Annotated in this window: 27 protein-coding genes; 14 read left to right on the top strand and 13 right to left on the bottom strand. The window is 62.5% G+C overall.

What is annotated here, in order from left to right:
* The first annotated feature begins 29 nt into the window (after window positions 1–29).
* Together IGS58_RS21495 and IGS58_RS21490 are read left to right on the top strand one after the other, a co-directional pair.
* Window positions 30–1,055, top strand: a complete 1,026-nt coding sequence (locus tag IGS58_RS21495; protein WP_034786319.1) for an OmpA family protein — start codon at window positions 30–32, stop codon at window positions 1,053–1,055.
* Window positions 1,056–1,125: 70 nt separating this feature from the next.
* Complete coding sequence (locus IGS58_RS21490; RefSeq protein WP_070255091.1) at window positions 1,126–2,073, top strand: YihY/virulence factor BrkB family protein; 948 nt, start codon at window positions 1,126–1,128, stop codon at window positions 2,071–2,073.
* A 61-nt stretch (window positions 2,074–2,134) separates the two neighbouring features.
* On the opposite strand, the gene IGS58_RS21485 is transcribed toward IGS58_RS21490, so the two are convergent.
* From IGS58_RS21485 to IGS58_RS21475, 3 genes are all read right to left on the bottom strand, one after another.
* On the bottom strand, window positions 2,135–3,226 hold the full coding sequence (locus tag IGS58_RS21485) for an AI-2E family transporter (protein WP_070255094.1): 1,092 nt from the start codon (window positions 3,224–3,226) through the stop codon (window positions 2,135–2,137).
* A 177-nt stretch (window positions 3,227–3,403) separates the two neighbouring features.
* Complete coding sequence (locus tag IGS58_RS21480) at window positions 3,404–3,715, bottom strand: BON domain-containing protein (RefSeq protein ID WP_034786324.1); 312 nt, start codon at window positions 3,713–3,715, stop codon at window positions 3,404–3,406.
* An 82-nt stretch (window positions 3,716–3,797) separates the two neighbouring features.
* Window positions 3,798–4,352, bottom strand: a complete 555-nt coding sequence (locus tag IGS58_RS21475; protein WP_034786326.1) for a hypothetical protein — start codon at window positions 4,350–4,352, stop codon at window positions 3,798–3,800.
* Window positions 4,353–4,618: 266 nt separating this feature from the next.
* Between IGS58_RS21475 and IGS58_RS21470 the strand changes: the two genes are divergently transcribed.
* From IGS58_RS21470 to IGS58_RS21460, 3 genes are all read left to right on the top strand, one after another.
* Window positions 4,619–5,065 (top strand): glycine zipper 2TM domain-containing protein, encoded by a 447-nt coding sequence (locus tag IGS58_RS21470; protein WP_034786328.1) that lies wholly within the window; start codon window positions 4,619–4,621, stop codon window positions 5,063–5,065.
* Window positions 5,066–5,132: 67 nt separating this feature from the next.
* Window positions 5,133–5,285, top strand: coding sequence for a DUF3309 family protein (locus tag IGS58_RS21465; RefSeq protein WP_010396415.1), 153 nt, complete (start codon window positions 5,133–5,135; stop codon window positions 5,283–5,285).
* A 44-nt stretch (window positions 5,286–5,329) separates the two neighbouring features.
* Complete coding sequence (locus IGS58_RS21460; protein ID WP_230522645.1) at window positions 5,330–5,632, top strand: hypothetical protein; 303 nt, start codon at window positions 5,330–5,332, stop codon at window positions 5,630–5,632.
* Between the two features lie 28 nt (window positions 5,633–5,660).
* On the opposite strand, the gene IGS58_RS21455 is transcribed toward IGS58_RS21460, so the two are convergent.
* The 7 genes from IGS58_RS21455 to IGS58_RS21425 all read right to left on the bottom strand — a co-directional run bounded on the left by IGS58_RS21455 (window position 5,661) and on the right by IGS58_RS21425 (window position 10,036).
* Window positions 5,661–6,815, bottom strand: a complete 1,155-nt coding sequence (locus IGS58_RS21455) for a patatin-like phospholipase family protein (protein ID WP_230522644.1) — start codon at window positions 6,813–6,815, stop codon at window positions 5,661–5,663.
* 134 nt (window positions 6,816–6,949) lie between these two features.
* On the bottom strand, window positions 6,950–7,288 hold the full coding sequence (locus tag IGS58_RS21450; protein WP_034786335.1) for a hypothetical protein: 339 nt from the start codon (window positions 7,286–7,288) through the stop codon (window positions 6,950–6,952).
* A gap of 21 nt (window positions 7,289–7,309) precedes the next feature.
* On the bottom strand, window positions 7,310–7,696 hold the full coding sequence (locus IGS58_RS21445) for a phage holin family protein (protein ID WP_034758936.1): 387 nt from the start codon (window positions 7,694–7,696) through the stop codon (window positions 7,310–7,312).
* Window positions 7,697–7,714: 18 nt separating this feature from the next.
* Window positions 7,715–8,017: a DUF883 family protein gene (locus IGS58_RS21440; RefSeq protein ID WP_034786336.1), complete on the bottom strand. Its 303-nt coding sequence runs from the start codon at window positions 8,015–8,017 to the stop codon at window positions 7,715–7,717.
* Window positions 8,018–8,075: 58 nt separating this feature from the next.
* A complete protein-coding gene (locus IGS58_RS21435) occupies window positions 8,076–8,636 on the bottom strand; it encodes a ferritin-like domain-containing protein (RefSeq protein ID WP_369812244.1) in 561 nt (186 codons plus the stop codon).
* Between the two features lie 63 nt (window positions 8,637–8,699).
* A complete protein-coding gene (locus IGS58_RS21430) occupies window positions 8,700–9,599 on the bottom strand; it encodes an OmpA family protein (RefSeq protein WP_070255102.1) in 900 nt (299 codons plus the stop codon).
* Between the two features lie 32 nt (window positions 9,600–9,631).
* Window positions 9,632–10,036 carry a DUF4398 domain-containing protein gene (locus IGS58_RS21425; RefSeq protein ID WP_051992010.1) on the bottom strand — a complete coding sequence of 135 codons (405 nt, stop codon included), beginning with the start codon at window positions 10,034–10,036 and terminating at the stop codon, window positions 9,632–9,634.
* Window positions 10,037–10,294: 258 nt separating this feature from the next.
* Here IGS58_RS21425 and IGS58_RS21420 point away from each other — a divergent pair, with 258 nt between their 5' ends.
* Both IGS58_RS21420 and IGS58_RS21415 read left to right on the top strand, forming a co-directional pair.
* Entirely contained in the window at window positions 10,295–12,331 is a 2,037-nt protein-coding gene (locus IGS58_RS21420) for an AsmA family protein (protein ID WP_230522643.1), read from the top strand.
* A gap of 181 nt (window positions 12,332–12,512) precedes the next feature.
* Window positions 12,513–12,731 (top strand): glycine zipper 2TM domain-containing protein, encoded by a 219-nt coding sequence (locus tag IGS58_RS21415; protein WP_034758955.1) that lies wholly within the window; start codon window positions 12,513–12,515, stop codon window positions 12,729–12,731.
* An 88-nt stretch (window positions 12,732–12,819) separates the two neighbouring features.
* Here the strand turns inward: IGS58_RS21415 and IGS58_RS21410 are convergent, their stop codons facing one another.
* Complete coding sequence (locus IGS58_RS21410) at window positions 12,820–13,596, bottom strand: Crp/Fnr family transcriptional regulator (protein WP_230522642.1); 777 nt, start codon at window positions 13,594–13,596, stop codon at window positions 12,820–12,822.
* A gap of 186 nt (window positions 13,597–13,782) precedes the next feature.
* On the opposite strand from IGS58_RS21410, the gene IGS58_RS21405 reads away from it, so the two are divergent.
* The 4 genes from IGS58_RS21405 to IGS58_RS21390 all read left to right on the top strand — a co-directional run bounded on the left by IGS58_RS21405 (window position 13,783) and on the right by IGS58_RS21390 (window position 16,011).
* A complete protein-coding gene (locus IGS58_RS21405; protein WP_230522641.1) occupies window positions 13,783–14,433 on the top strand; it encodes a glycine zipper 2TM domain-containing protein in 651 nt (216 codons plus the stop codon).
* Between the two features lie 169 nt (window positions 14,434–14,602).
* On the top strand, window positions 14,603–14,845 hold the full coding sequence (locus tag IGS58_RS21400; RefSeq protein WP_070255109.1) for a hypothetical protein: 243 nt from the start codon (window positions 14,603–14,605) through the stop codon (window positions 14,843–14,845).
* A gap of 181 nt (window positions 14,846–15,026) precedes the next feature.
* Window positions 15,027–15,173 carry a lmo0937 family membrane protein gene (locus IGS58_RS21395; protein ID WP_010396376.1) on the top strand — a complete coding sequence of 49 codons (147 nt, stop codon included), beginning with the start codon at window positions 15,027–15,029 and terminating at the stop codon, window positions 15,171–15,173.
* A gap of 202 nt (window positions 15,174–15,375) precedes the next feature.
* Complete coding sequence (locus IGS58_RS21390) at window positions 15,376–16,011, top strand: OmpA family protein (RefSeq protein WP_034786394.1); 636 nt, start codon at window positions 15,376–15,378, stop codon at window positions 16,009–16,011.
* 71 nt (window positions 16,012–16,082) lie between these two features.
* Here IGS58_RS21390 and IGS58_RS21385 read toward each other — a convergent pair whose 3' ends face one another.
* Complete coding sequence (locus tag IGS58_RS21385) at window positions 16,083–18,929, bottom strand: M16 family metallopeptidase (protein ID WP_230522640.1); 2,847 nt, start codon at window positions 18,927–18,929, stop codon at window positions 16,083–16,085.
* 294 nt (window positions 18,930–19,223) lie between these two features.
* On the opposite strand from IGS58_RS21385, the gene IGS58_RS21380 reads away from it, so the two are divergent.
* From IGS58_RS21380 to IGS58_RS21370, 3 genes are all read left to right on the top strand, one after another.
* Entirely contained in the window at window positions 19,224–19,508 is a 285-nt protein-coding gene (locus IGS58_RS21380; protein WP_070278575.1) for a hypothetical protein, read from the top strand.
* A gap of 82 nt (window positions 19,509–19,590) precedes the next feature.
* Window positions 19,591–21,138 (top strand): TerC family protein, encoded by a 1,548-nt coding sequence (locus tag IGS58_RS21375; protein ID WP_034786355.1) that lies wholly within the window; start codon window positions 19,591–19,593, stop codon window positions 21,136–21,138.
* Window positions 21,139–21,205: 67 nt separating this feature from the next.
* Complete coding sequence (locus tag IGS58_RS21370) at window positions 21,206–21,784, top strand: DUF3617 domain-containing protein (protein WP_034786358.1); 579 nt, start codon at window positions 21,206–21,208, stop codon at window positions 21,782–21,784.
* Here the strand turns inward: IGS58_RS21370 and IGS58_RS21365 are convergent.
* Window positions 21,772–22,881 (bottom strand): porin, encoded by a 1,110-nt coding sequence (locus IGS58_RS21365; RefSeq protein ID WP_230522639.1) that lies wholly within the window; start codon window positions 22,879–22,881, stop codon window positions 21,772–21,774. The genes IGS58_RS21370 and IGS58_RS21365 overlap by 13 nt on opposite strands.
* Window positions 22,882–23,043 lie beyond the last annotated feature (162 nt).

Genomic DNA, 23,043 nt, shown 5'->3' with positions numbered 1-23,043 from the left:
AAATCTCTTATCAACGTTGGGAGTTACTTGTGAATAATCTAAAAAAAATCGCCGTTGCCGCCGCAGTACTGTGCTCCGCCCTCGGCGCACAGGCCCAGGAAATCAATCCTTCCTGGTACATTCAACCTAGCCTCAACGCACTCAAGCCAGATTCCGACTTCGCTACGGATAAAACCGGGTATGGCGCAGGCTTGCGTTTCGGTAAACCTGTTTCCCAGGACTGGGATATCCAGCTGGGCACCACGTATGCCCGTTCCAAGGATGGCCAACAGCGCTACCAGCAAAATACGCTGGGCGTAGACGGTCTGTACATGTTCTCGCGTAAAGCCTTCCGCCCCTTCCTGTTGGTCGGTGCCGGCATGCAGCGCGACAAGGACACCAGCTTCGCTTTCGGCGAACGCAAAAAGAGCTCGCCGTACGCCAGCGTCGGTCTGGGCTTCCAGTCCACGATCAACGATCAACTGTCGTTCCAGGCTGACGTGCGCAACGTGCACGGCTTCCTGCGCGGCAATACGTTCGACCCGAGCAGCAAGGCCAACAACTACTACGTCACCGTGGGCCTGAACTTCGCGTTCGACAAACCACCTGCACCGCCGCCACCACCGCCACCGCCGCCAGTGCGTGAAGAAGTCGTCGTGGTCGTGCCGCCACCACCGCCGCCACCGCCAGCACGCTTTGAAAAAGTGACGATGGCAGCAACGGAACTGTTCGCGTTCGACAGCGCCAAGCTGGGCCCGACACAGACCAAGCTTGACGAAATCGCCCGCGTGCTGAACGCAGCGCCGGACGTCAACAACGTCGTCATCAGTGGTTATGCCGACCGCATCGGTTCGGCCAAGTACAACCTGAAACTGTCGCAGCAGCGCGCTGATGCAGTCAAGGAATACCTGGTCGCCCACGGTGTCGCCGCCAACCGCCTGACGGCCGAAGGCAAGGGCTCCACCAATCCTGTCGTCACCTGCGATAACAAGAAGCGTGCCGACCTGATCAAGTGCCTGGAACCAAACCGCCGCGTTGAAGTGGAACAGATCACCATCGAACGCCGCGTGCAGTAAGCTAAACAGTGGTACGCCACTTGTGAATAAAAAAAGGGGCTCGCGCCCCTTTTTTGCATTGAAAGCCACCATGAATATTTCTACCCGCTATCCCAGACTGGCCGGCCTGGCGCCGTTCAGCAAGCAGATGCGCAGTGTCATCGTCTGTTCCGTCACCGAATGGCTGGAACACCGCGCCTCGAGCAAGGGCGCGGCCCTCGCCTATTACACCCTGTTTTCCATCGCCCCCATCCTCGTGCTGGTGATTGCCATCGCCGGCTTTTTCTATGGCCCGGCCGCCGCGCGCGGCGAACTGATGGGGCAATTGCAGGGATTGCTGGGCACGCAGGGCGCCGAAGCCATCCAGCTGGTGCTGGCCGGCGCGAAGAACCATGAGCAGGGACGCATCGCCACCCTCATCGCCAGCGCCCTGCTGCTGTTCGGCGCCACCAGTGTATTTGCCGAACTGAAAGCCAGCCTCGATGAAATCTGGCAAGTACCGCCGCTGAAGGAAGCGGGCGCCTGGGACATGCTGCGCACGCGCTTGCTGTCCTTCGGCCTGGTGCTGGTGCTGGCCTTCCTGCTGATGGTGTCGCTGGTGGTCAATGCGGCCATGGCCATCCTCGCCAACTTCTGGGAAGGCGTGTGGAAGGACACGGCCGTGCTGTTTACCATCCTGTCGAACCTGATCGGCTTTGCCGTGATCGCCAGCCTGTTTGCCGTCATCTATAAAATGCTGCCGCGCGTGCGCCTGTCCTGGCGCGACGTGCTGATCGGCGCCATCGGCACGGCCTTCATGTTTTCACTGGGGAAATATGCCATTGGCGTGTATATCGGCAACAGCGGCGTGGCCAGCAGCTATGGCGCGGCCGGTTCGCTGGTGGCCCTGCTGCTGTGGGTATATTATTCAGCGCAAATCTTCTTTCTGGGCGCCGAATTCACGCGCCAGTTCGCCCTGCAGCTGGGCAGCATGAAGGATATGCCGAAGACGGACGATGGCGATGTGCAAGTCAAGATACTGAAACGCCACCAGTCGTAAGCGATAAGTCTGCATGCAACAACGGCGCCCGCGGGCGCCGTTTTCTTTACGTTGCCGCAAGCTATTCGCCCAGCAGCTCGGCCACCACTTCCATGCCCTGCACGCGCTCGGCCACGACCTTCACGATGACGATGATGGGCACGCCCAGCAGCAAGCCCCAGACGCCCCACAGCCAGCCCCAGAACAGCAGGCTGATGAACACGGCCGTGGGATTCATGCGGGCGATGCGCCCCGTCATCCAGGTGGTGACAAAGGTGCCCACCAGGGTGGCGATGGCCATCGACGTGCCCGTCACCAGCAAGACCATTTCCAGCGATTCGAACTGCAGGAAGGCAACGAGGCCCGTGGCGATGGTGATGAGCAAGGGGCCGAAATACGGCATGATGTGCAGCAAGCCGGCCACGATGGCCCAGGCGCCCGCGTTTTCCAGGCCGATCACGCGCAGGGCGATCCACATCAGGACCGCCAGCAAGCCATTCGTGACGAGCAGCATGAACATATAGTTCTGGATCGACGTATTGATGTCTTCCAGGATGTGCACGGTGACCTTCTTGCGGCTCAGCGACGGCCCCGTCAGCTTGACGAGCTTGCGCTTGAAGGTGTCGCCCGACAGCAGCAGGAAAAACACGAGGAAGATGACCATGGTGGCCTGGCTGAGGAAGCCCACCAGGCCCAGCGAGCCGGCCCAGACCCAGTCCATGATCTTGAAGTTGGGCGCCTCGGCGGCGGCCGCGCGGCGGTTGTTGCGGCGCGCTTCGGCGCCGGCGGCCACTTGCTCGATTTCATTGGCCACGGCCTGCATCTTCTGGAAGGTGCTGTTCTTGCCGCCCGTACTGGCGGCGATCAGGCGCGACAGCTTATGCGTGGCGGCCGGCAATTCTTCAACGATGGATTCGAATTCGCCCTGCACGCGCTCGACCACGACGATGGAGCCGAACAGGATCAGGGCCGTGACGGCCGTGGCGCCGATGGCGCGCGGCAGGCGCAGCTTTTCCAGCCAGGCGACGACGGGATTGAGGGTGTAGGCGATGAAAATGCCGAAGATGACGGGAATGAGGAATTTCTGTGCCCACTGCAGCGCATAAATGAAGCTGACGGTGGCGATGATGCCCAGCGCCATGCCACGCGCATTGACATGCAGCGGCAAACGCAAGGATGAGTCTGGCTGCTCCACGGGCGCGCCGGGAGGTGGCCCGGCAGGCTCGGTGGAGGCAGCCGCCACCGGCTCGGGCGGGGTATCTGTAGGCTGGATATGCATGCGATTCCCGCGACGGTCGGTGGAAGGCCGCAGGGCCAGCCCTGGGGCTGGCCGCTGCGGCAGGTCAGGCCATTACTTGACGCGGATGTCGTTTTTCACGGACTTCACGCCTTTGACGCCACGGGTGATTTCACCCGCTTTGGCGGCATCGGCTGGCTGGGCCACGAAGCCGCTCAGCTGAACCACGCCCTTGAAGGTTTCAACGTTGATTTCCGTCGATTTCAGGGTAGGCTCGTTGAAGATGCTGGCTTTCACTTTGGTGGTGATGGCCGCGTCGTCGATGTACTCGCCCGTGCCTTCCTTGGTTGGAGTCGAAGCGCAACCTGCAACAGCGAACAGGGAAGCGACGAAAAGGCCAGTAGCGATAGATTTGGTGAATTTCATGGTTTTTTCCTTAGGAGTGGTCAATCAATGTGCTCACAATGAGCTTCTTATACCAGTTTGGTGACTGCGCGCCGGAGGGAGCTCAGTAACCGAACTGGGTTTTTGCAGCCTTGATACAGTCATCCTTGGCTGCGCCGGCTAATGCATCGCATTTTTCTGTCGCGACCTTGTACTCGGCTTTTCTTTTTGCTTCACGCGCATCGCTGCGCGCTTCGATGACTTTCTTGTCTGCCTTGGCATCGGCCAGGGCCGCCACCTTGGTGGACTTGGCCAGCTTGACGCAGACATCCTTGTCGTTGCCCGTCAGCGCATTGCAGCGCGTCAGGTCGACGTCGTAATTGGCATCGGCAATCTTGATGCGCGCCTTGGTGTAGGCGCGCAGGGTATTCGTGTATTGCGCCTGGGCCACAGCTTCATCGTAGGTGCGCACGGCCTTTGCTTCGGCGATGCAGACATCCTTCGGGTTGCCCGTGATTTTTTCGCATTCGGCATGGGCCAGCTTGTAATTCAGGCCCGCCTGTTCATTGGCCGCCTTGTAGGCTGCTTTTGCTTCCGGCGTGGCAGCCACGGCCTGGCCGCCCCAGGCGGCGCACGCCAGGCTGACAACGATGGCGGTGAAAAGCTTATTCTTGTTCATGTATTTCTCCCTGGTAGTGACAAGCATGTCTGCTTGGCATGACTACCGTTTTACGTGGATCGCCGCCTCTCTTCTGTACGCTGCCGTACACAAGTAATTTATTTTGAAAGCGGAAGGCAGACAGGGATAAATAACAACGTTTTGCTGGATCGTCCCGGTAAAAAATACCATTTTCGGCACCAAATAAGTACGTGCGGCAGCGTACAGACCGGAAACAGGGGCATGACTAAGATGGCACTACACCCTCACCTCGTCAGGAGAATAAAATGAAAACCAACGCCACCTTGGCTGCACTGATGCTCGCCGCCACCGCCGCACTGAGCGGTTGCGCCACCGGTCCTTCCCAGTCACAACAATATTACCCGGCCAACCAGCCTGAATCCGCCATGTACGGCACCGTCGACTCCATCCAGATCGTGCAGGGCGGCGGACAAACCAGCGGCGCGGGCGCCGTGGTCGGCGGCATCGCCGGCGCACTGCTGGGCAATACCATCGGCTCGGGCGGCGGACGCACGGCCGCCACCGTGGCGGGCGCCGTCGCCGGCGGCGTCGTGGGCAACCAGGTGGAAGGCCGCAGGCAGCAAGCGCAGGCCTACCAGATCAGCGTACGCCTCGACAACGGCGAATACCGCACCGTGGTGCAGGACAACGCGAATGATCTGCGCCCGGGCAACCGCGTGCGCGTCGTTGACGGCCGCGTCTACCGCTATTAATTTTCGGCGGAGCTTGCCAACAGGCAGCCGCCATCCCGCATGAGTCGTACGATAACAAGGAGTTGCCATGGGCACCATCATTCTGATCATCTTGATCCTGGCCCTGGTCGGCGTCCTGCCTACCTGGCCGCATAGCCGCAACTGGGGTTACGGCCCCAGCGGCATCGCCGGCCTGGTCGTAGTGATACTGATCCTGCTATTACTGACGGGCAGGTTGTAAAAAAAGGCGCTGCGGCGCCTTTTTTATTTCAAGGAGGAACTATCATGACTATCCACAACACACTCTTGGCCACCCTGTTCGCCTGCAGCCTGGCGCCACTGGTACTGGCCCAGACGGCCACGCCGCAACCGGGCGACCCGCAACGCTGGTACCAGGAAGACAGCACGGTGCAAGCCCAGCTGCGCACCCTGCGCAAGGAAATCGCCGCCGCCCTGGCCGAGGCCAAAAAAGCCTGCCGTTCGGAACCATCCGCCGCGCGCGCCACCTGCCTGAAGGATGCGCAGGACACGTATCGGCAAGACATGGCCAACGCGGAAAAACTGCGTGTAGCGGCCCATCCGCAGTAGTGAAGCGTACTCTTGCGACTCGGCCTGATCAGGCGGCGTCGCGCTCGTAAGGCGGCAGTTCGTGCACCACGAGTGGCGTATCTTCCGTGACAAAGGCCAGCCAGCCGGCCGCCTTGATCGCGCGCAAGCCATCCTGGTAGCCCTGCTCCCAGCGCCACTCGATGGAGCCCCGGGAAAAATTGATATCCTTGGCCGCCATGTGCCAGTCGCGCCCCGCATACGGCAGGCGTACGATGTGCATGGTGCTGTCGCAACCGAGCGCCACCAGCTCTTCCGTCTGCTGACGGTTGTGCTTTGTATCGGGCAGGCCGGCGTACAGTTCGCGCAATTTGCGCTGCAAGGTATGCGTATTGACGTAATCGGCGATATGCCGCTTCGAGCGCGACGCGAAGGTCACGTCCTTTTGCCGCGTCTGCACTTCGTCGAGGGTGGTCGGTTCAGGTCCTTCCGAGCTCCACAGATCGACCATGAAGACCAGGGTGTCGACGTGGGGCGTATCGTCAAGCACGGTTTCCAGCGGCGTGTTCGAGTACAGGCCGCCGTCCCAATATAAATCGCCATCGACGCGCACGCCGGCAAAACCGGGCGGCAAGGCGCCGCTGGCGCGGATATGGTCCGCCGTCAGGGGCTGCTGCTGGCTGTCGAAACTGGTGAGGCTGCCGCATTTGACGCGCAGGGCGTTGACGGTCAGGCGCATGCCGCCGGGCTGGTTCAGGTAATCGAAATCGACCAGATCCTCGAGGGTGCCGGCCAGTTCGCTGGTGTCATAGAAGCTGGCCTCTTCCGGCTTGACGGCGATTCCGGCGGGAAACAGGCTGAAGGCGCGCGGCTTGAAGAAGCCGGGCACGCCGCGCAGCAGCGTATCGAGCGTGGCCAGCCAGATGTTCGAGCGGCGCTGCTGGTCCGATACCAGGTTCATGTCGATGCTGTCGCGGTGCGCCACGCGCTGCCAGAATTCCTTCAGACGCACGAGCCGGTCTTCGTGCTTGTTACCCGCCAGAATGGCGGCATTGATGGCGCCGATCGAGGTGCCCACCACCCAGTCGGGCGCCAGGCCATGTTCATGCAGCGCGTGGTAGACGCCGGCCTGGTAGGCGCCCAGTGCGCCGCCGCCTTGCAGCACCAGCACGATGCGCAGGCGCGAGGGATTTAACTGATTGATCGGTGTCTTTGAATTCGTCATCGAGATGGCCCTCTGTCCGCCGCGCGGGTGCGGCGTGAATCATTGTAAGGGATTGCGCCTGCACGTGCCGGACGTTGGGTGCGGGCAAAAAAAACGCCGTCAATGACGGCGTTCCTGTGCAACACGGCGGGCGTTCAGCGCTTGCGGCGCAGCCAGCTGGCGGCGACGGCGGCCACGGCCACGAGGACCAGGGCCGGCTTGACCAGCTTCTTGCGCCCGATAAACGATAGCGCCGTCAGCACATAGGGCATGGCGCCTTGCAGACGCATGCCGCCCGGCGCCAGCAGGGATTCGACGCGGTGGCCGGCAAAGCCGACCGCCGTTTCGACCACGCCCTGCAGCATCGATTCCGGGCGCAGCGCATAGCCTACGTTGGCGCGCGCATGCACGATGCCCACGCGGTACATTTCGCCCTGGGCGATCAGCAGGCGCTTGCGGGCGGCTTGCGCCGCCAGTTTGTCGTTGTCCGACATGAATTCTCCTCGTAATGCAGCTTACATCAGCATGTCGCGGTCAGCCTTCAATTCCGCCATGGTGGCCGGCATGGACAGCTTTCCTTGACGCAGCATGGCGCGCGCATACATGACCAGGGCGATGGCCAGCAGTACGAACACGACCGTCATGATCGCCAGGATCTTCCAGCCCAGGCTATCCCAGGCCAGAAAGACGATCAGCACGCTGCCGTAAGCGATGGCAAACAAGCCCGCCACGGTCGCCAGCGCGAAAATGACAATCAGCTGCAGCATGTGATTGCGCACTTCCGACAGTTCGATGGTGGCCAGTTCCAGCCGCGACAACATCAGTCCGACGGCGTTTTTGGCCAGGCCGGCGACCGAGCCGATCAATCCCGGCCCCTGGTGAGACGAAGCAGACTTGTCCATATCGCTCCTGACAGTGGATTACTTGCGGCCCAGGATGAAGCCGACCAGTACGCCGACGCCAGCGGCGACGGCCACCGTGCGCCATGGGTTTTCCTTGACATAGCCGTCAGCCTGGGAGGCGAGCTGCTTGGTGGCAACGATGGCCGACGCTTGCGCTTCATGCGCCTTGGCCAGGGCGGCATCCAGGGTTTTCATGCCCTTGACGCGCACTTCATCGGCTTTTTCGCCGGTCAGGGCGGCAGCGGCGCTGAACAGGGCTTGCGCATCCTTGACCAGGGTTTTGACATCGTTATTGACGGTGGTGATATTGTTTTCCAACATGGTTTAGCTCCTTAGCTGTGGATGAATGTAGTTACTATACCTACTTTACTCAAAAACACTATTCCATTAGATCGCGCATATCATCGGCGTGCTCTTCCTCGACAGCCATGATCTTGATCAACAAATGGCGTGTGGTCGGGTCTTTGTCGCCGATTTTCACGATCATCTGGCGATACGACTCGATCGCTACCCGTTCCGCGATCAGATTGGCACGCACCATGCTCTGCACGTCTTCGGAGTCATCATACTCGGCATGGCTACGCGCAAGCAATGTTGCAGGATTAAAATCTGGCTTGCCATTCAATTGCACGATGCGTTCAGCCAGCCAGTCGGCGTGCTCCTGTTCCTGCTGCGCATGCTCAAGGAACTCGGCCTTGATGGTGCCGTTGTCGCGTCCGCTCACCGTGTAGTAATGGCGCTTGTAGCGCGCAATACACACCAGTTCGGTGGCCAGCGCCCCATTCAACAGGGTAATCAACTCCTGGCGGTCGCCCTGGTAGCCGGCCGTCACGGCGCCATCGTCCAGGTTTTTGGCGGCAGCGCGGATGGCCGCCGTATCGATGCCAGCTGGAATCTCAACAGATGTTTGGGTCATGATGTTTCCTTTCAAGTCTTGCATGGGTATCCACCGGCCAAGCTTTGGCCGGTGCTGCCTTTCTACTTCCGCGTCAGGCGGCGCGGCTTAGCGGCGGGCGGGAATCGCCGTATTGTCCTCGGACAAGACGATTTCCACCCGGCGATTCAGCTGGCGGTTCGACGCCGTGTCGTTGCCGGCGGCCGGATAGGCGGCGCCATAGCCTTTCGTGGCGATGCGGTCACGGCTGATGCCTTGCTCCAGCAGCGCATTGCGCACGGATTCCGCGCGGCGTTGCGACAATTCCAGGTTGTGCGAGGAGCCGCCCGTGCTATCCGTAAAGCCTTCGATCAGCACGGTGCGCTGCGGGTTGTTTTTCAGCACATCGGCCAGCTTGCGCGCCGTATTTGCACCATCGGCCGTCAGGTTCGCCTTGTCCGTGCCAAACAGCACGTCACCCAGGGTGATCACCATGCCGCGTTCGGTTTTCTTGGCGGCCAGGTCGGCCAGCTGCGCTTCGAGTCCGGCGGCGCGCGCTTGCGCATCGCGGGCCGACGCTTCGGCCGCTTGCGCCTGGGCCTTGGCCGCTTCCGCATCCGCCTGCGCCGACTGGGCGCGGGCCGTGGCCTGGTCAGCCTGCTGCGTGCGCGCATCGAGGCGCAACTGGTCGCGCTGCTTGCCGGCGTTGGCGATATCGGCTTCAGCGGCCTTCTGCTTGGCGACTTCTTGCGCCGTGGCTATCTTTTGCTTGGCCAGGTAGGCCAGCTTGTCGACTTTTTCGCTATCTTCCTGGCGCGTGGCGGCCGCGTTTGCCGCTTCCAGCGCGGCGCTCGCTTCGCGGAATTCGCGTGGCGCATAGGTCGACACGATCGGGTTCGATTGCGCCGCCATGTAGTCGCCGCGGGTCTGGTCGAGCAGGCTGGTGGTGGTCGGTGCGGAGCTGCAGGCGGCAACCAGAGCGGCCATGGCCAGCAGGCCGGGAATGGTAGTGTAGGTAGCTTTTTTCATGATGGGGTCCTGTTATTAGTTATTGTTGTTGCTTATTGTTTTGGGGCTTGCTGATTGGCACGGTCGAGCTCTTCGCGCATGACGCGGATGTTCTCGTTGATTTCATCAGCGGCGCTGGTGGCCTTGGCCGAATTGGCCTTGCTTTGCGCCAGCTTGGCATCGGCTTGCGCCTGGTCCGCCAGATCGCGCGCCGTCTTGTAGTCGCGGTCTTTCAAGGCCTGGTTAGCCATGCGCATTTTTTCGCGGGCCGAACGCATTTCATCTGGCGCCAGGTCGGCGGCGCCAGCGCTGGCGGCGTTATCGACGGCGGCGCGCGACACGGCGACATCGGCCGTGGCAGGCGTTTTCAGGCTGGAGCAGCCCGTCATCAGGACGACGGCGGTGGCGCAGGCGGCCAAGGCGGCCAGTGGGGACATCTTGAAATCTCGGTTTGTCATTTTTCTTCTCCTGGAGAATGTTAAGCAATAGGGTTCATACGTCGGTGCATCTGGAATCAGGAACTGCGTTTGATGTATGACGTTATAGGCTCCGGCTCCCCGCATATCCGTTCGGTGCCGCACATAGGGTAAGAAATCGACAATACTTGCATGGGCAACGTGCGCCAGCGCACGTGCCCGCCAGCAAAACTTTAAACAGGCCCGGCTTTGAAGCGATTCCTGTAGCATCGCAACTACTTGTCCAGAAAGAATCAGCTTATGCCGCTCTCCCGCCGTCAGAAAATCGCCCTCGCCAGCACCGCCGTGCTCATCGCCCTGCCCGTCACGGCTTCCATCATCGTGCTGAACATGGACTGGAACCGCGCCAAGCCCTGGCTCAATGCGCGCGTCAGCGATGCGCTGGGAAGGCCGTTTGCCATCGAGGGCGACCTGGCGCTGACGTGGCAGCAGCCAACGGCTGGCGGGCAAAAAAGCTGGCGCGACTATCTGCCGTGGCCGCACCTGCAGGCAAAGGACGTGCGCCTGGGCAACCCGAGCGCCATGACGGACACGGACGGCCAGGCGCAGCTGGCCAGCGTCAGCCAGCTGGCGTTCTCGCTCAATCCGCTGGCCCTGCTCGACAAGAAAATCATCATCCCGCAATTGCGCTTCGACACGCCGCAGGTGCGCTTGCTGCGCAGCAAGGATGGCAAGAACAACTGGACCTTCGACAAGCAGGACCAGCCATCGCCTTGGCAGCTGGAATTGCAAAGCGTGGTCTTCAGCAAGGGCACCGTGTACCTGGACGATGGCGTCAGCAAAACGGCGATGCGCGCCGATGTCGACACCATCGCGGACGATGCGCGCTACGGCATCGCCTGGACGCTGTCCGGCAAATACCATGGCGAAAGCATCAAGGGTGGCGGCAAGGCCGGCGGCGTACTGTCGCTGCAGCAGCAAGGCACGCCCTTCCCCATCCAGGCCGACATGCGCGCGGGCGGCAGCAGCGTGGCCATCGAAGGCACCCTGACGCGCCCGGCCAACCTGGCCGCGCTGGACGTGCGCCTGAAGCTATCCGGACCCAGCATGGCCCGGCTGTATCCATTGACGGGCGTGCTGCTGCCGGAGACGCCGCACTTCAGCACGGAAGGCCATTTGACGGCGACCCTGGCGCCCCGCGGCGGCGAGTGGGTGTACGACAAGTTCAGCGGCAAGGTGGGCTCCAGCGACGTCCAAGGCAAGCTGGCCTTTTCCGCCAGCACGCCGCGCAAGCGCCTGACGGGGGAAGTCCACTCGCGCCTGCTGCAATTTTCCGATTTGGGTCCGCTGGTGGGCGCCGATTCCAGCGCCAGCAAGAAGGAACGGGGCGTGCCGTCGACGCAGCCGGCCGGCCGGGTCTTGCCGGTGGAAACCTTCAAGACGGAGCGCTGGACCAGCCTGGACGCCGACGTGCGCTACACGGCCGACAAGATCACGCGCGATGCCGAACTGCCGATCAGCAAGCTCGACACGCATGTGGTGCTGACGGACGGCGTGCTGTCCTTGACGCCGCTCAACTTCAATGTGGCGGGCGGCACCCTGACGTCGCAAATCAAGCTCGACGGCAGCGGCAAGGTCATCGCCAATGGCATCGCGGCAGAGCTCAAGGCCAGCGCCCGCCATCTGCACATCCAGCAGCTGTTTCCCCGCCTGCCGGCCCTGCAGGCGAGCGTGGGCGAAATCAATGGCGACGCCTCGCTGTCGGCGACGGGCAATTCCGTCGCCACCCTGCTGGGCAGCTCGAACGGCGAAGTGCGCGCGCTGATCAACCGTGGCAGCATCAGCAAGCTGCTGCTGGAAGAAATGGGCTTGAATATCGGCAGTGTCGTGCTGGCCAAACTGTCCGGCGACAAGCAGGTCAGGCTGAACTGCATGGCCGCCGATTTCGCCGTCACCAAGGGGCTGATGCGCACGCGCCAGTTCATCGTCGACACGGATGACGCCGTCCTGAATATCGACGGCACGGTAAACCTGGCCGATGAACGGCTGGACCTGACCCTGCGGCCGGACAGCAAGGGCTTGCGCATCTTTTCGCTGCGCTCGCCCCTGTATGTGCACGGCACGTTCAGCAAGCCCGACGTGAGCGTCGACAAGGGCGTGCTGGCCCTGCGCGCCGGCGGCGCACTGGCGCTGGCCGTGGTCGCGCCCGTGGCGGCGCTGCTGCCGCTGGTCAATACCGGCCCCGTCGAGGATAGCGAATGCGCGGCACTGCTGGCCCAGGCGCGCGTGAAACCGGTGGCACCGAAACCGGGCAAGGCGCCGCGCAAAAGCCGGTAAGTCGCCCGTAGCCGTGCACGATTACAATTGTTACACCCCTATGTGCGTTGCCGAACAGACCCTGCCTTGCCACAATCCTATTCTCTAATCGTGCCTGAAACACCCAAGACGTGGCGATACGAAGTCCCTCCGGCCCATACCATGCCGGCGCCACGAGGTCCGAATTCATAGGAGAACTATCATGCAAATCATTAAAAAAATCGCCGCTACCACTTCCGTTGCCGCCCTGCTGCTGAGCTTGACCGCTTGCGCAAACATGTCCGGCCAGGATAAAAACACCGCCATCGGCGCTGGTGTCGGCGCCGTTGCCGGCTCCGTGCTGACGGGCGGCAGCGCCGTCGGCGCAGTCGGCGGCGCCGCAGTCGGCGGCGTGATCGGCAACCAGGTCAAGCCGAAGTAATTATTGATCGAGAAAGCGGGGTGGGTGCGCAGGCGCCCGCCCCGCTTTTTTGCGTCTGCGGCAGAAGGATGAACGCCAGCAGGAAGAATCAGACGAAGACGTTGGCCATGCCGATGGCGCCGCTATCCTTGACCAGCTCGTAGCAGCGGCAGGACACGGCTTCCAGCCCCGCCGAATCGAGGATCTCGATATTGCCGCGGCTGTAGGTGATGAGTTTTTGCTGTTGCAGCGCGCTGGCCGCCTTGGTCACGCCGACCCGCCGCACGCCCAAGGTATGGGCGAGGAATTCATGCGTGAGGTGAAATTTTTCCGACTGCAGGCGGTCGCGCGTGATCAGCAGCGAACGAGCCAGGCGCGCCTCGAGCACGTGGAAGCGGCTGCACACGGCAATCTGAATGGCTTGCGCCAGCAGGGTGTCCGTGTAGCGGTACAGCAAACGCTGCAGGGACTCGAGCTGGGCGAACTCGGCGCAGAACTCGGCCCGCCCGATGCGGCTGGCCGTACCGGAACGCTGCACCACGGCACGCACTTGCGCCAGGTCATGACCCAGCGCGACGGACGCGCCCAGGACGCCTTCGCGGCCGACGGAGCCCACTTCCAAGGTCATCCGGCCTTCCGCCACGGCCAGCAGCGAGATCAGGCAATCGCCAGGGAAATAGATGTGGCCGATAGGCTGGCCCGGTTCGTACAGCACCTCGCCCACCTCGACCGTGACGGTATCGAACAGCGCCGTCAGGTGCCGCAAGTCGTGCTCGGGCAGGCTGGCCAGCAGGCGGTTGCCGGCGTCAAGCGCGCCCACGGGCGAACCCAGGCCGGATCGGCCTGCATCGCGGGACAGGGTCATGCTGGCAGTCGTTGATGGCATTGCTTTTCCTTGGTGTCGTTACAACTCGACATAATTTTTACTTAGCCTACGGTGCAGTACCGGCCCTGTATGTACGGTGACGCACGGAAGCGGAGCAAGCGGCACAGCACACTGGCACCACACACGAATAAACAGCAGAACACGCATTACCCTTTTTATTATTTTAAAAAAACCAAGGAGCTCTCCATGACTACCACCACCAAATCCCTTCATCCGCTGGTGCTTGCCGCCGCCGTCGCCGTCCTGCTGTTTTGCGGCGTCGGCACGGCTGCCCTGATGGGCTGGCTGCCTTCGTCCCAAGGCGACAGCCAGCCACTGGCGGCCAGCACCTCGGCCGAGCAAATGGCCAACCTGCAGGCAAACCAGCCCCAAGCGAATTTGCAACCGGCCGGCGCGCAGCCGCTGGCCGCCCTGCCGCCACAGCAGCAACAGCAGCAGCAGCAGCCAGTGCGCCAGCCGCAACCACAGCCACAATACGCGGCAGCCCCGGCGCCGCAGGTGTGCGCTAATTGCGGCGTGATCGAAGCGATCCATGAAGTCAATACGCGCGCCGAAGGCAGCGGCGTGGGCGCGGCTGGCGGCGCCGTCGTCGGCGGCTTGCTGGGCAACCAGGTGGGCGGCGGCCACGGCAAGCAACTGGCCACCGTGCTGGGCGCCGTCGGCGGCGCCGTGGCCGGCAACCAGATCGAAGGCAGCGTGCGCGCCACGCGCAGCTACAACATCGTCGTGCGCCTCGATAACGGCAAGACGCGCACCGTGCACCAGAGCGCCGCGCCACACTGGCGCCAGGGCGACCGCGTGCGCGTCGTCAACGGCGGCTTGCGCGCCATCGGCTAAGGCATAGGCCGCAGCGCTGCCGCCGCTGCAATAAGTTGCAAATTCAACACACGCCCGGCCTGTCCGGGCGTTTTCTTTTTAACAATGTTCGTTGGCGTACAGATGAGCTTGCCGTCCCGCGAGATGATGCATTCAGGAAAGTTCAACGCAACGTCATCAAGGAGTAGCCATGCAAGACGACAAGGCAGGCAGCAACAGGATCTGGCTGGGCTTTATTGGCGGCGGCCTGCTGGCCACCGCGCTGGGCTTCTGCGCGCTGGACCTGGCGCCCGAAGCGGGCAGCCCCGTGTTCGGCGTCATGCTGCTGCTGACCGGCGGCATGGTCAGCTGCCTGGCGGGCGCCGTCGGCATGGCCGGCATGCTGGCATGGGTGCCGGGCATGGCCGATGAACACGCCGACCGCTCACGATAGTTGAGACTTGTGTACGACAGCGTACAGAACGCAAGGGAAACAAAGTAGACACTTAGTCATGGCATCAGCGTTGCGACCCGGTCGCCGCGCAATGACAAGAACCGATGACGGCGCCACGCGCCAGTGCCTGCAAGGGCAAGGCAGTCGCCGTCATCCACACATTACTCTCGGAGGACACATCATGCTGTATACAATCGCCGTCGTACTCATCATTCTTTGGCTGCTGGGCCTGGTAACTTCCTATACCATTGGCGGCTTCATCCACATACTGCTGGTGGTCGCCGTGATCATGGTGCTGCTGCGCCTGATCAGCGGGCGCGGTTTATAGAGGCCAATTTAGTGGCCAGACGGGGCGGCGCGCGTGCGAACGGGCGCCGCCCTTTTGCCTGTAGTGCGCGCACACTGGCACGCCGCGCCATTTTGCAGTAACGTGTGCAGGTAATTCCTGGGTATGTCCCAATAACAAAACAAGGAGAAAATCCATGAAAGAAGCATTCAAAAAAGGCCCTGGCGCCAAATCCCTGATCGGCATGCTGGTGATCGCATTGGCCGCCAGTGGCTGCGCGGACATGTCCGCCACGCAGCGTGGCACGGCCACGGGCGCCGGCGTCGGCGCGGGCCTGGGCGCCTTGATCGGTGGCACCACCGGTGGCGGCAGCAGCGGCCGCACGGCCGGCGGCGCCCTGATCGGCGCGGCGGCAGGCGCCGTGATCGGCAATATCTGGTCGAACCGCATGGAAAACCAGAAGCGCGCGATGGAACAAGCGACACAGGGTACTGGTGTGCAAGTGACGCAAACGGCCGATAACCGCCTGAAAATGGAAATCCCCAGCGATATTTCCTTCGACACCAACCGCGCCGACATCAAGGGCAATTTCCGCCCCATCCTCGACCGCTTTGCCGCCACCCTGAACGAAAACCCGAACACCACGGTCAGCATCATCGGCCATACGGACAGCACGGGCAGCGCTTCCATCAACGAACCGCTGTCGGTGGAACGCGCGGCCCACACGCGCGACTACCTGTCCATGCGCGGCGTCTCGCCGACCCGCGTCGTCACGGAAGGCCGCGGCGCCCGCGAGCCGATCGCCTCGAATGCGGATGCATCGGGACGCGCACGCAATCGCCGCGTGGAAATCTACGTAGCAGAGCTCGCTCCCCGCTAAGGCCGGGAAATCGCCATAAAAAAAGCCCGCTGGCAAATAACTTGCCAGCGGGCTTTTTTATTTAAAACAGCTTACTTCGACGTCGTTGCCTTGGCGCCGCTTTCACCCTCTTTCGCCACCTTGGCAAAGTCGCCCGCCGTCACGATCGACACGGCCGATGGCTTCAGGTACTCGCGCAGGCCCTGGTTCACTTGCGCCAGGGTCAAGGTGGCCACTTTCGCTTCCAGGTCCTTGTCGTAAGCCATGGTACGCTCTTCGGCAAGGTAGCCGGCCAGTTCGCGCGCCAGGCCGCTGTCCTGCGTGCGGCCCACTTCCTGCGATTGCAGCCAGCCTTTCTTCGCTTCGGCCAATTCCTCTTGCGTGAAGCCATCGGCCAGGGCCTTGGCGATTTCCTCGCGCAGGGCCGCTTCCACCTTGACCGTGTTTTGCGGTGCGCTGATGGCATATGCCATCCAGTAGCCGGCCGGTTCGCGCGACGGGATGCTCACTTGCGAACCGACGCCGTACGACAGGCCTTCCTTCTGGCGGATGCGGTCGGCCAAACGGCTGCGCAAGGCGCCGCCACCGAGCATATGATTGGCGATCAGCAAGGCGGGATAGTTGGCGGCGTCATCCTTGAGGGGAATCGGCTGGATGGCGAACAGCACGCTGTTCGCCTTGTCCGGCGTTTCCAGGGTGACTTTTTCGCCGCTGACAGGCTTGACGGCATCAAGTATACGCGCGTACGGCTGCTGCGCTTTCCAGCTGCCGTACAGACTGGCCACTTGCGCCTTCAGCGCGGCCGGGTCGAAGTCGCCCACGGCAGCGAAAGTCGCGTTCGCCGCGCCATAGTAGGCGCCATGGAAGGATTTCACATCGGCTACCTTGATGGCTTTCCATTGCACCAGTTCGGCCGGCAAGGTGGCCACGTGGCGCACATGGCCTTCCGGCGTGGCGTCGAGCAGGCGGCGGAAGGCGTTCACGGCCAGCGGCTGCGGCTCAGGCAACTCCTGCTCCGCGCGGCCGACGCGCTCGCGCTGCAATTCCAGGAATTCCGTCTCGTTCAAGGCCGGCTTTTGCAGCACTTGCGCCAGCAGGTCCATGGCGGCCGGCAAGTTCTCGCGCTTGCCCGTCAGCATGGCGGTGACGCCCTCGGCGCCGCCCGTGATGGCGACCTGCATGCCCAGCTGGTCGAACTTGTCCTTCACTTCCTGGCGCGACAGGCTATCCGTGCCGCGCGACAGCAGATTGGCCGTGTAGACGCCCACTTGCGCCTTGCCGCGCAAGCTCTCTTCGCTGCCGATCTGCAATTTCAACACGATGCTGACCGTGCTGCCCTTGGTTTTCTTCGGCAGCAAGGCGCCCTTCAAGCCATTCGGCAAGGTGAAACGCTGGGTGCGCGCTTCGATATTGTCGGGGCTCGGGTCGAACGCTTCGCCCTGCGCCACCACGGCGCGGCCCGTGTAGCCGGCCAGTTGCGGCGCCACGTCGGCATAGGCCGGCACGACGGTGCGGTCCGGCGCATCGGTAGGAATGAAGCGGCCCAGGGTGCGGTTCGAGCTCTTCAGGTATTTCTCGGCCGCCGCCTGCACCTGCGCCGTCGTCAGCTTGTCGAGCTGGTCGCGCTGCAGGAAGAACAGACGCCAGTCGCCGGCCGCCAGGGACTCCGTCAGGGCGATCGTCATGCGCGCCGTGTTCGAGGTGATCAGTTCCACCTGCTTGTTCAGCTGCTGTTTCACGCGCGCCACTTCCGCATCCGTGATGGGCTGCGATTTCAAGTCTTCCAGCACTTTCAGCATGGCCGTCTGCGCCGCATCGAGGTTGCCATCGAGCGGCACCAGCGCGCCGAACAGGTTGTAGCCCGGCTCCAGGTTGCTCACGGAGTTGTATTCGATCTTGCTGGCCAGCTTGGTTTCCACCAGCGCCTTGTGCAGGCGGCCGGCCGGCGCGTCCGTCAGCACGTGACCGAGCACCTCGATGGCGACGGCGTCCGGGTTGCCGGACGGCGCCACGTGGTAGCCGGCGCCGACGAACTGCGTGCCGCCGCTGCGGCGCACCGTCACGGCGCGCTCGCCATCCTGCACGGGTTCGGCCGTGTAGGTCGGCTCGATCACGCGCGTGGGTTTCGGAATCTTGCCGAACAGATCATTGATCTGTTTCAAGACTTTGGCTTCGTCGAAGCGGCCCGCCACCATCAGCACGGCATTATCGGGCTGATAATATTTATGGTAAAACGCGCGCAGACGGGGAATGTTCACCTGCTCGATGTCGGAACGGGCGCCGATGGTCGACTTGCCATAGTTGTGCCAGTCGTAGGCGATGGCCTGGATGCGCTCGCTGGTCACGCCGATCGGGTCGCTCTCGCCCATCTCGAACTCGTTGCGCACGACGGTCATTTCGCCCTTCTGCGTCTTCGGGTTCCACAGATCATTCTGGTCGATGGCCGCGTTGACCATGCGGTCCGCTTCCATGGCCAGCATCTGGCGCAGGTTGTCGTCGTTGGCGGGGAAGGTGGCGTAGTAATTGGTGCGGTCGTACCACGTGGTGCCGTTGAAATCAGCGCCCGTCGAGTTCAGTATCTCGACGGGGGTCTTGCTGCCCTTCTTGATGCCGAAGTTGGCGCTGGGCTTGAACAGCAAATGCTCGAGCAAGTGGGCCATGCCCGTTTCGCCATAGTTTTCATGGCGCGAACCGACCAGGTAGACGATGTTGGTGGTCAGGGTCGGCTTGCTGGCGTCCGGGAACAGCAGCACGCGCAAGCCATTGGCCAGGCGGTATTCGGTGATGCCTTCGACGGACGTGACTTTGACGGCGGCGGTACGGCTGGGTGCAGCCTTGCCGGCTTTCTGGGTCGGCGCCGCTTCCACGGGGGTGGCGGCAAGGATGAACGATGGCGAGAGGATGCCGGCGGCAAGCAGGAGGGCGGTAATGGGTTTCAAGGCAGAGTCCTGGTAACACTACGTTATAGACGTGCGCAAGCAAACGGCGCAGGCGCAATGTGATACGAACGCAAGAATAGTCACGGGGCCCGCGCTGCGTCTTCGCCGCCACGTGAAATTATTGCTATTTCGTAATTTACGGCATACGTATCACTATTGCAAGCCTCTGTCATCAGGCTGCCATACAGGCGTGTTATACTCGACCGTTCCAGAACTATCTGCCTGTATATGAGACGAGCTCTCGTCCTGCTCTGCCTTTTTGTTTTCATCGCGTTACCCCAGGCGTTTGCCAGCATGGCTTACGCCAGCCCTTCCCCATTCCAGCATGCAATCGCGGCCGGCGCTAGCGCCACGCCCGCCTTCAGCATCGATTGTGCCGATGCCAGCCTCCATGCGGGCCTGCCTGGCGACAGCTGCGATAGCTGCAGTAGCGAAGAATGCGACAACGACCCCATCACGCTGTACCCGAGCTCGCGCCAGGCCGTGCCGTTTTACGCCATCATTTGGCAAGCGGGACCGGGCGCACTTGCCGAAGCGGACGTGCGGCTGGCCACCCGGCCGCCGCGCGTCCGCCCCTGAAGACATGCATGCAACACCCACGCGCCCGGGGCTTTAGCCGCCAGGCACGCTTTACACTGATCGACTTTACAAGGTTACACACATGGAATGGTTATTTGACCCGACAATCTGGGTCGGCCTGCTGACGCTGGTCGTACTGGAAATCGTACTGGGTATCGACAACCTGATTTTCATCGCCATCCTGGCCGAGAAACTGCCGCCGCACCAGCGCGACAAGGCTAGAGTGCTGGGCCTGACCCTGGCCCTCGTCATGCGCCTGGGCCTGCTTTCCCTGATTTCCTGGCTGGTCACCCTGACCACGCCATTGTTTTCCATATGGACATTCTCGTTTTCAGGGCGTGACCTGATCCTGCTCCTCGGCGGCCTGTTCCTGCTGTTCAAGGCAACCAGCGAGCTGCACGAGCGCCTCGAAGGCATCACGCACGCCCAGACGGGCCCGAAGGTCTATGCCGGCTTCGGCCTGGTGGTGGCGCAGATCGTCGTGCTCGACGCCGTCTTTTCGCTCGACGCCGTCATCACGGCCGTCGGCATGGTGGAAAACCTGTATGTGATGATGGCCGCCGTCGTCATTTCCATCGTCGTCATGATGCTGGCGTCGAAGGTGCTGACGCGCTTCGTCAACGCCCACCCCACCGTCGTGGTGCTGTGCCTGAGCTTCCTGCTGATGATCGGCCTCTCCCTGGTGGCCGAGGGCCTGGGCTTCCACATTCCGAAAGGATATCTGTACGCCGCTATCGGTTTCTCGATCGTCATCGAATTCTTCAATCAATTGGCGCGCCGCAACTTCCTCAAGCTGCAGTCGAATGCCCCCCTGCGCGACCGCACGGCGCAAGCCGTGCTGAGCCTGCTGGGCGGACGCAAGGGCCGCGAAGCCGTGGAAGAGCACGAAGTCAAGGAAATGCCCGATGTCTCCGCCTTCGGCGTGGAAGAGCGCAACATGGTCAGCGGCGTGCTGACCCTGGCCGAACGCTCGATCCGCTCCGTCATGACGCCGCGCGGCGACGTGTCGTGGGTCAACCTGAACGACAGCAGCGAGAAGATGCTGCAACTGCTGCGCGACACGCCGCACAGCATGATTCCTGTCTGCAATGATGACCTCGACAATGTGGTCGGCATCGCGCGCAGCAAGGACCTCATTGAGGATCTGGTCTCGCGCGGCAAGATCGACCCGGACAGCATGCGCGAAGCCGTCGTCGTGCCGGAAGCGGCCGGCGTGCTGAAAGCCATGGAAACGTTAAAGCGCTCGCGCGGCCAGCTGGTGCTGGTGGTCGACGAGTTCGGCACCGTGCAAGGCGTGCTGACGCCGATCGACATCCTGGAAGCCATCGCCGGCGAATTCCCCGACGAGGACGAGCAGCCCGACGTGGAAGTGCTGGGCCCCGGCCACTGGCGCATCGACGGCGCGACGGACCTGCATTATCTGGAGCAAGTGTTCGAAACGGAAACCCTGGTCAGCGAAGACGGCGAATACAACTCGCTGGCCGGCTTCCTGCTGGCGCATTTCGAAAACATGCCAGCCGTGGGCGAAGTACTGGAGCTCGATGACTTGCGCTATGAAATCATCGAGGCCGACGAGCGCCGCATCGCCTGCGTGGACGTGCGCCGCATCGAGCCCGATCACAGTTTGTAACACAATGGCAAGCGTGCCCCGCTTGCCATGCCGTATGCTGGGGTCTGCCCATACCGGAGACCCCACGATGAAAAAATCCCTGCTACGCCTGACCCTGCTGGCTTGCGCCGCCCTCGGCGCCCACGCCAATGCCATGGCCGCCTCGCAGTCCGCCACCATCAAGCCGGGCCTGTGGCAAGTCGACAGCAAGATGGCGTCGCCGGACGCCGCCACCGACAACGCCATGTCCATGGTGCTGCAGCAACTGGGCAACCTTCCTCCCGATCAACGCAAGCAGCTGGAAAGCATGGCGGCCAGCCGCGGCATGGCCATGCCCACCGTGGGCGCCGATGGCGCCGTGCGCGTGACGGCATGCGTGACGCCGGACATGGCGGCGCGCAAGCAGATTCCCACGGGCCAGCCCGGTGACTGCAAATCGAAAAACACGGATATCGCGGGCGGCATGAATGTCTCGTTCACTTGCGCCAATCCGAAATCGAGCGGCGAAGGCAAGGTACTGTTTACGGGCGACCAGGCGTTCAGCATGCAACTGGCGGTGACCACCAGCGCGCGCGGCACGCCGGAACAGGTGAATGTGACGAGCAACGGCAAATGGCTGGGCGCAAGCTGCCCTGCCCCATCGGCGACCGCGGCTCAGAAACCGTGACGGAAGCCGAGATTAAACGCCGCATCGCCACGCCCCGAATCGCTGGCATTGCCCACCGTGTAGCGGGCGCCGTTCTTGTTGTGGATCTTCGCGTAGGACGCATAGAAATCGCTGCGCTTTGACAGCGAGTACGTGAGGCCGACGGCCATCTGGCTGGCGTCGCGGTTGGCCAGGTCGCGGTCATCCTTGCGCACGTACGAGGCCAGCAGCTTGAAGCCGCCTGCGGGCACCGATACGCCCAGCAAGGTGTCGCGGCTGTCCGAGGACGACATCGACAGGGCCAGCGCGCTGTAGGCATTGTTCGGGTCCCATGGCGAGCTGCCATAGCCCTTGTTGATGCCCACGGCGGCAAAGGCGGTGGCCACTTTCAGGTCGATATTCGCCGCGATCAAGGTGTTGCGGGCAGACATGTCGATGGCGGGCAAGGTGCCGGAAGCGAGGATGAGGTTATTCTTGCGCTGGTGCGACACGCTGACATTCACGGCGCCGGCCGAATAGCCGAGAGTGGCGCCATACGCGCGGTTGTTGGCGTTGCTGTACGGCGACTCGCCAAAGCTGTAGATGGCGCTGGCAGTCACGCCGCGCAAGGCGGGCGTCACGTATTTGACGGTATTGTCATAGCGTTTCACGCTGTAGCCGGCCAGGTTGCTGGCGCTGCCGGCCATGCCGCCCTTGAACGGGTCGGCCACATCGGTCAGGGTCAGGTATTGCAGGTTGTACTGGCGCCCCAGGGTCAGCGCGCCCAGGCGGCTGTCGAGGCCCACGTAGGCCTGGCGGCCGAACAGGCGGCCCTCTTCCGACTGGCCCGTGTCGTTCTGGATGCCCGCTTCCAGGGTAAACACGGCCGTGACATCATTACCCAGCGCCTCGCGGCCCTGCACGCCCAGACGCGAACCGGACGCGACGCCGCCCGACACCTTGGCGCCGGCGCAATTGGCGGTACAGCCCCGCTCGGCCACCATACCCGCGTCGAGCACGCCGTACACGGCAACGTTACTGGATGCGGCACTGCCTGCGCCATCGGCAGCCTGGGCCGTCGCGCCCAGCGCGAAAGGCCCCATCCCTATCACAGCAAGCGCAAAATACGAGGTCTTCATGATAAATATCTCGGTAACGTGAATTGAAACTTCCCGGTATTGATCAGGACATGCGCTGTGTGTCTGATCTCAGTGTTACCTTATCCCCGCTTTTTGTCCAGCGTCCGTGCGTTGTACAACAGAAACTTCAGCTTAGCCCAGGAAAAGAGTCGCACACTGACA

The organism is Janthinobacterium sp. EB271-G4-7A (assembly GCF_020858075.1).
Taxonomy (GTDB): domain Bacteria; phylum Pseudomonadota; class Gammaproteobacteria; order Burkholderiales; family Burkholderiaceae_D; genus Janthinobacterium; species Janthinobacterium lividum.
Note: the sequence above shows the minus strand (reverse complement) of the source record. Positions and strands in the feature narration are given on the sequence as shown.

Bases quoted from the DNA above. Each gene is read 5' to 3' on its own strand.
- IGS58_RS21425 (WP_051992010.1), bottom strand. From the start codon at position 10,036: ATGACAAACCGAGATTTCAAGATGTCCCCACTGGCCGCCTTGGCCGCC.
- IGS58_RS21465 (WP_010396415.1), top strand. From the start codon at position 5,133: ATGGGCACCATCATTCTGATCATCTTGATCCTGGCCCTGGTCGGCGTC.
- IGS58_RS21475 (WP_034786326.1), bottom strand. From the start codon at position 4,352: ATGAACAAGAATAAGCTTTTCACCGCCATCGTTGTCAGCCTGGCGTGC.
- IGS58_RS21455 (WP_230522644.1), bottom strand. From the start codon at position 6,815: ATGACGAATTCAAAGACACCGATCAATCAGTTAAATCCCTCGCGCCTG.
- IGS58_RS21420 (WP_230522643.1), top strand. From the start codon at position 10,295: ATGCCGCTCTCCCGCCGTCAGAAAATCGCCCTCGCCAGCACCGCCGTG.
- IGS58_RS21440 (WP_034786336.1), bottom strand. From the start codon at position 8,017: ATGTTGGAAAACAATATCACCACCGTCAATAACGATGTCAAAACCCTG.
- IGS58_RS21435 (WP_369812244.1), bottom strand. From the start codon at position 8,636: ATGCAAGACTTGAAAGGAAACATCATGACCCAAACATCTGTTGAGATT.
- IGS58_RS21365 (WP_230522639.1), bottom strand. From the start codon at position 22,881: ATGAAGACCTCGTATTTTGCGCTTGCTGTGATAGGGATGGGGCCTTTC.
- IGS58_RS21430 (WP_070255102.1), bottom strand. From the start codon at position 9,599: ATGAAAAAAGCTACCTACACTACCATTCCCGGCCTGCTGGCCATGGCC.
- IGS58_RS21410 (WP_230522642.1), bottom strand. From the start codon at position 13,596: ATGCCATCAACGACTGCCAGCATGACCCTGTCCCGCGATGCAGGCCGA.
- IGS58_RS21490 (WP_070255091.1), top strand. From the start codon at position 1,126: ATGAATATTTCTACCCGCTATCCCAGACTGGCCGGCCTGGCGCCGTTC.
- IGS58_RS21395 (WP_010396376.1), top strand. From the start codon at position 15,027: ATGCTGTATACAATCGCCGTCGTACTCATCATTCTTTGGCTGCTGGGC.
- IGS58_RS21390 (WP_034786394.1), top strand. From the start codon at position 15,376: ATGCTGGTGATCGCATTGGCCGCCAGTGGCTGCGCGGACATGTCCGCC.
- IGS58_RS21405 (WP_230522641.1), top strand. From the start codon at position 13,783: ATGACTACCACCACCAAATCCCTTCATCCGCTGGTGCTTGCCGCCGCC.
- IGS58_RS21415 (WP_034758955.1), top strand. From the start codon at position 12,513: ATGCAAATCATTAAAAAAATCGCCGCTACCACTTCCGTTGCCGCCCTG.
- IGS58_RS21380 (WP_070278575.1), top strand. From the start codon at position 19,224: ATGGCTTACGCCAGCCCTTCCCCATTCCAGCATGCAATCGCGGCCGGC.
- IGS58_RS21370 (WP_034786358.1), top strand. From the start codon at position 21,206: ATGAAAAAATCCCTGCTACGCCTGACCCTGCTGGCTTGCGCCGCCCTC.
- IGS58_RS21450 (WP_034786335.1), bottom strand. From the start codon at position 7,288: ATGTCGGACAACGACAAACTGGCGGCGCAAGCCGCCCGCAAGCGCCTG.
- IGS58_RS21445 (WP_034758936.1), bottom strand. From the start codon at position 7,696: ATGGACAAGTCTGCTTCGTCTCACCAGGGGCCGGGATTGATCGGCTCG.
- IGS58_RS21375 (WP_034786355.1), top strand. From the start codon at position 19,591: ATGGAATGGTTATTTGACCCGACAATCTGGGTCGGCCTGCTGACGCTG.
- IGS58_RS21400 (WP_070255109.1), top strand. From the start codon at position 14,603: ATGCAAGACGACAAGGCAGGCAGCAACAGGATCTGGCTGGGCTTTATT.
- IGS58_RS21470 (WP_034786328.1), top strand. From the start codon at position 4,619: ATGAAAACCAACGCCACCTTGGCTGCACTGATGCTCGCCGCCACCGCC.
- IGS58_RS21480 (WP_034786324.1), bottom strand. From the start codon at position 3,715: ATGAAATTCACCAAATCTATCGCTACTGGCCTTTTCGTCGCTTCCCTG.
- IGS58_RS21460 (WP_230522645.1), top strand. From the start codon at position 5,330: ATGACTATCCACAACACACTCTTGGCCACCCTGTTCGCCTGCAGCCTG.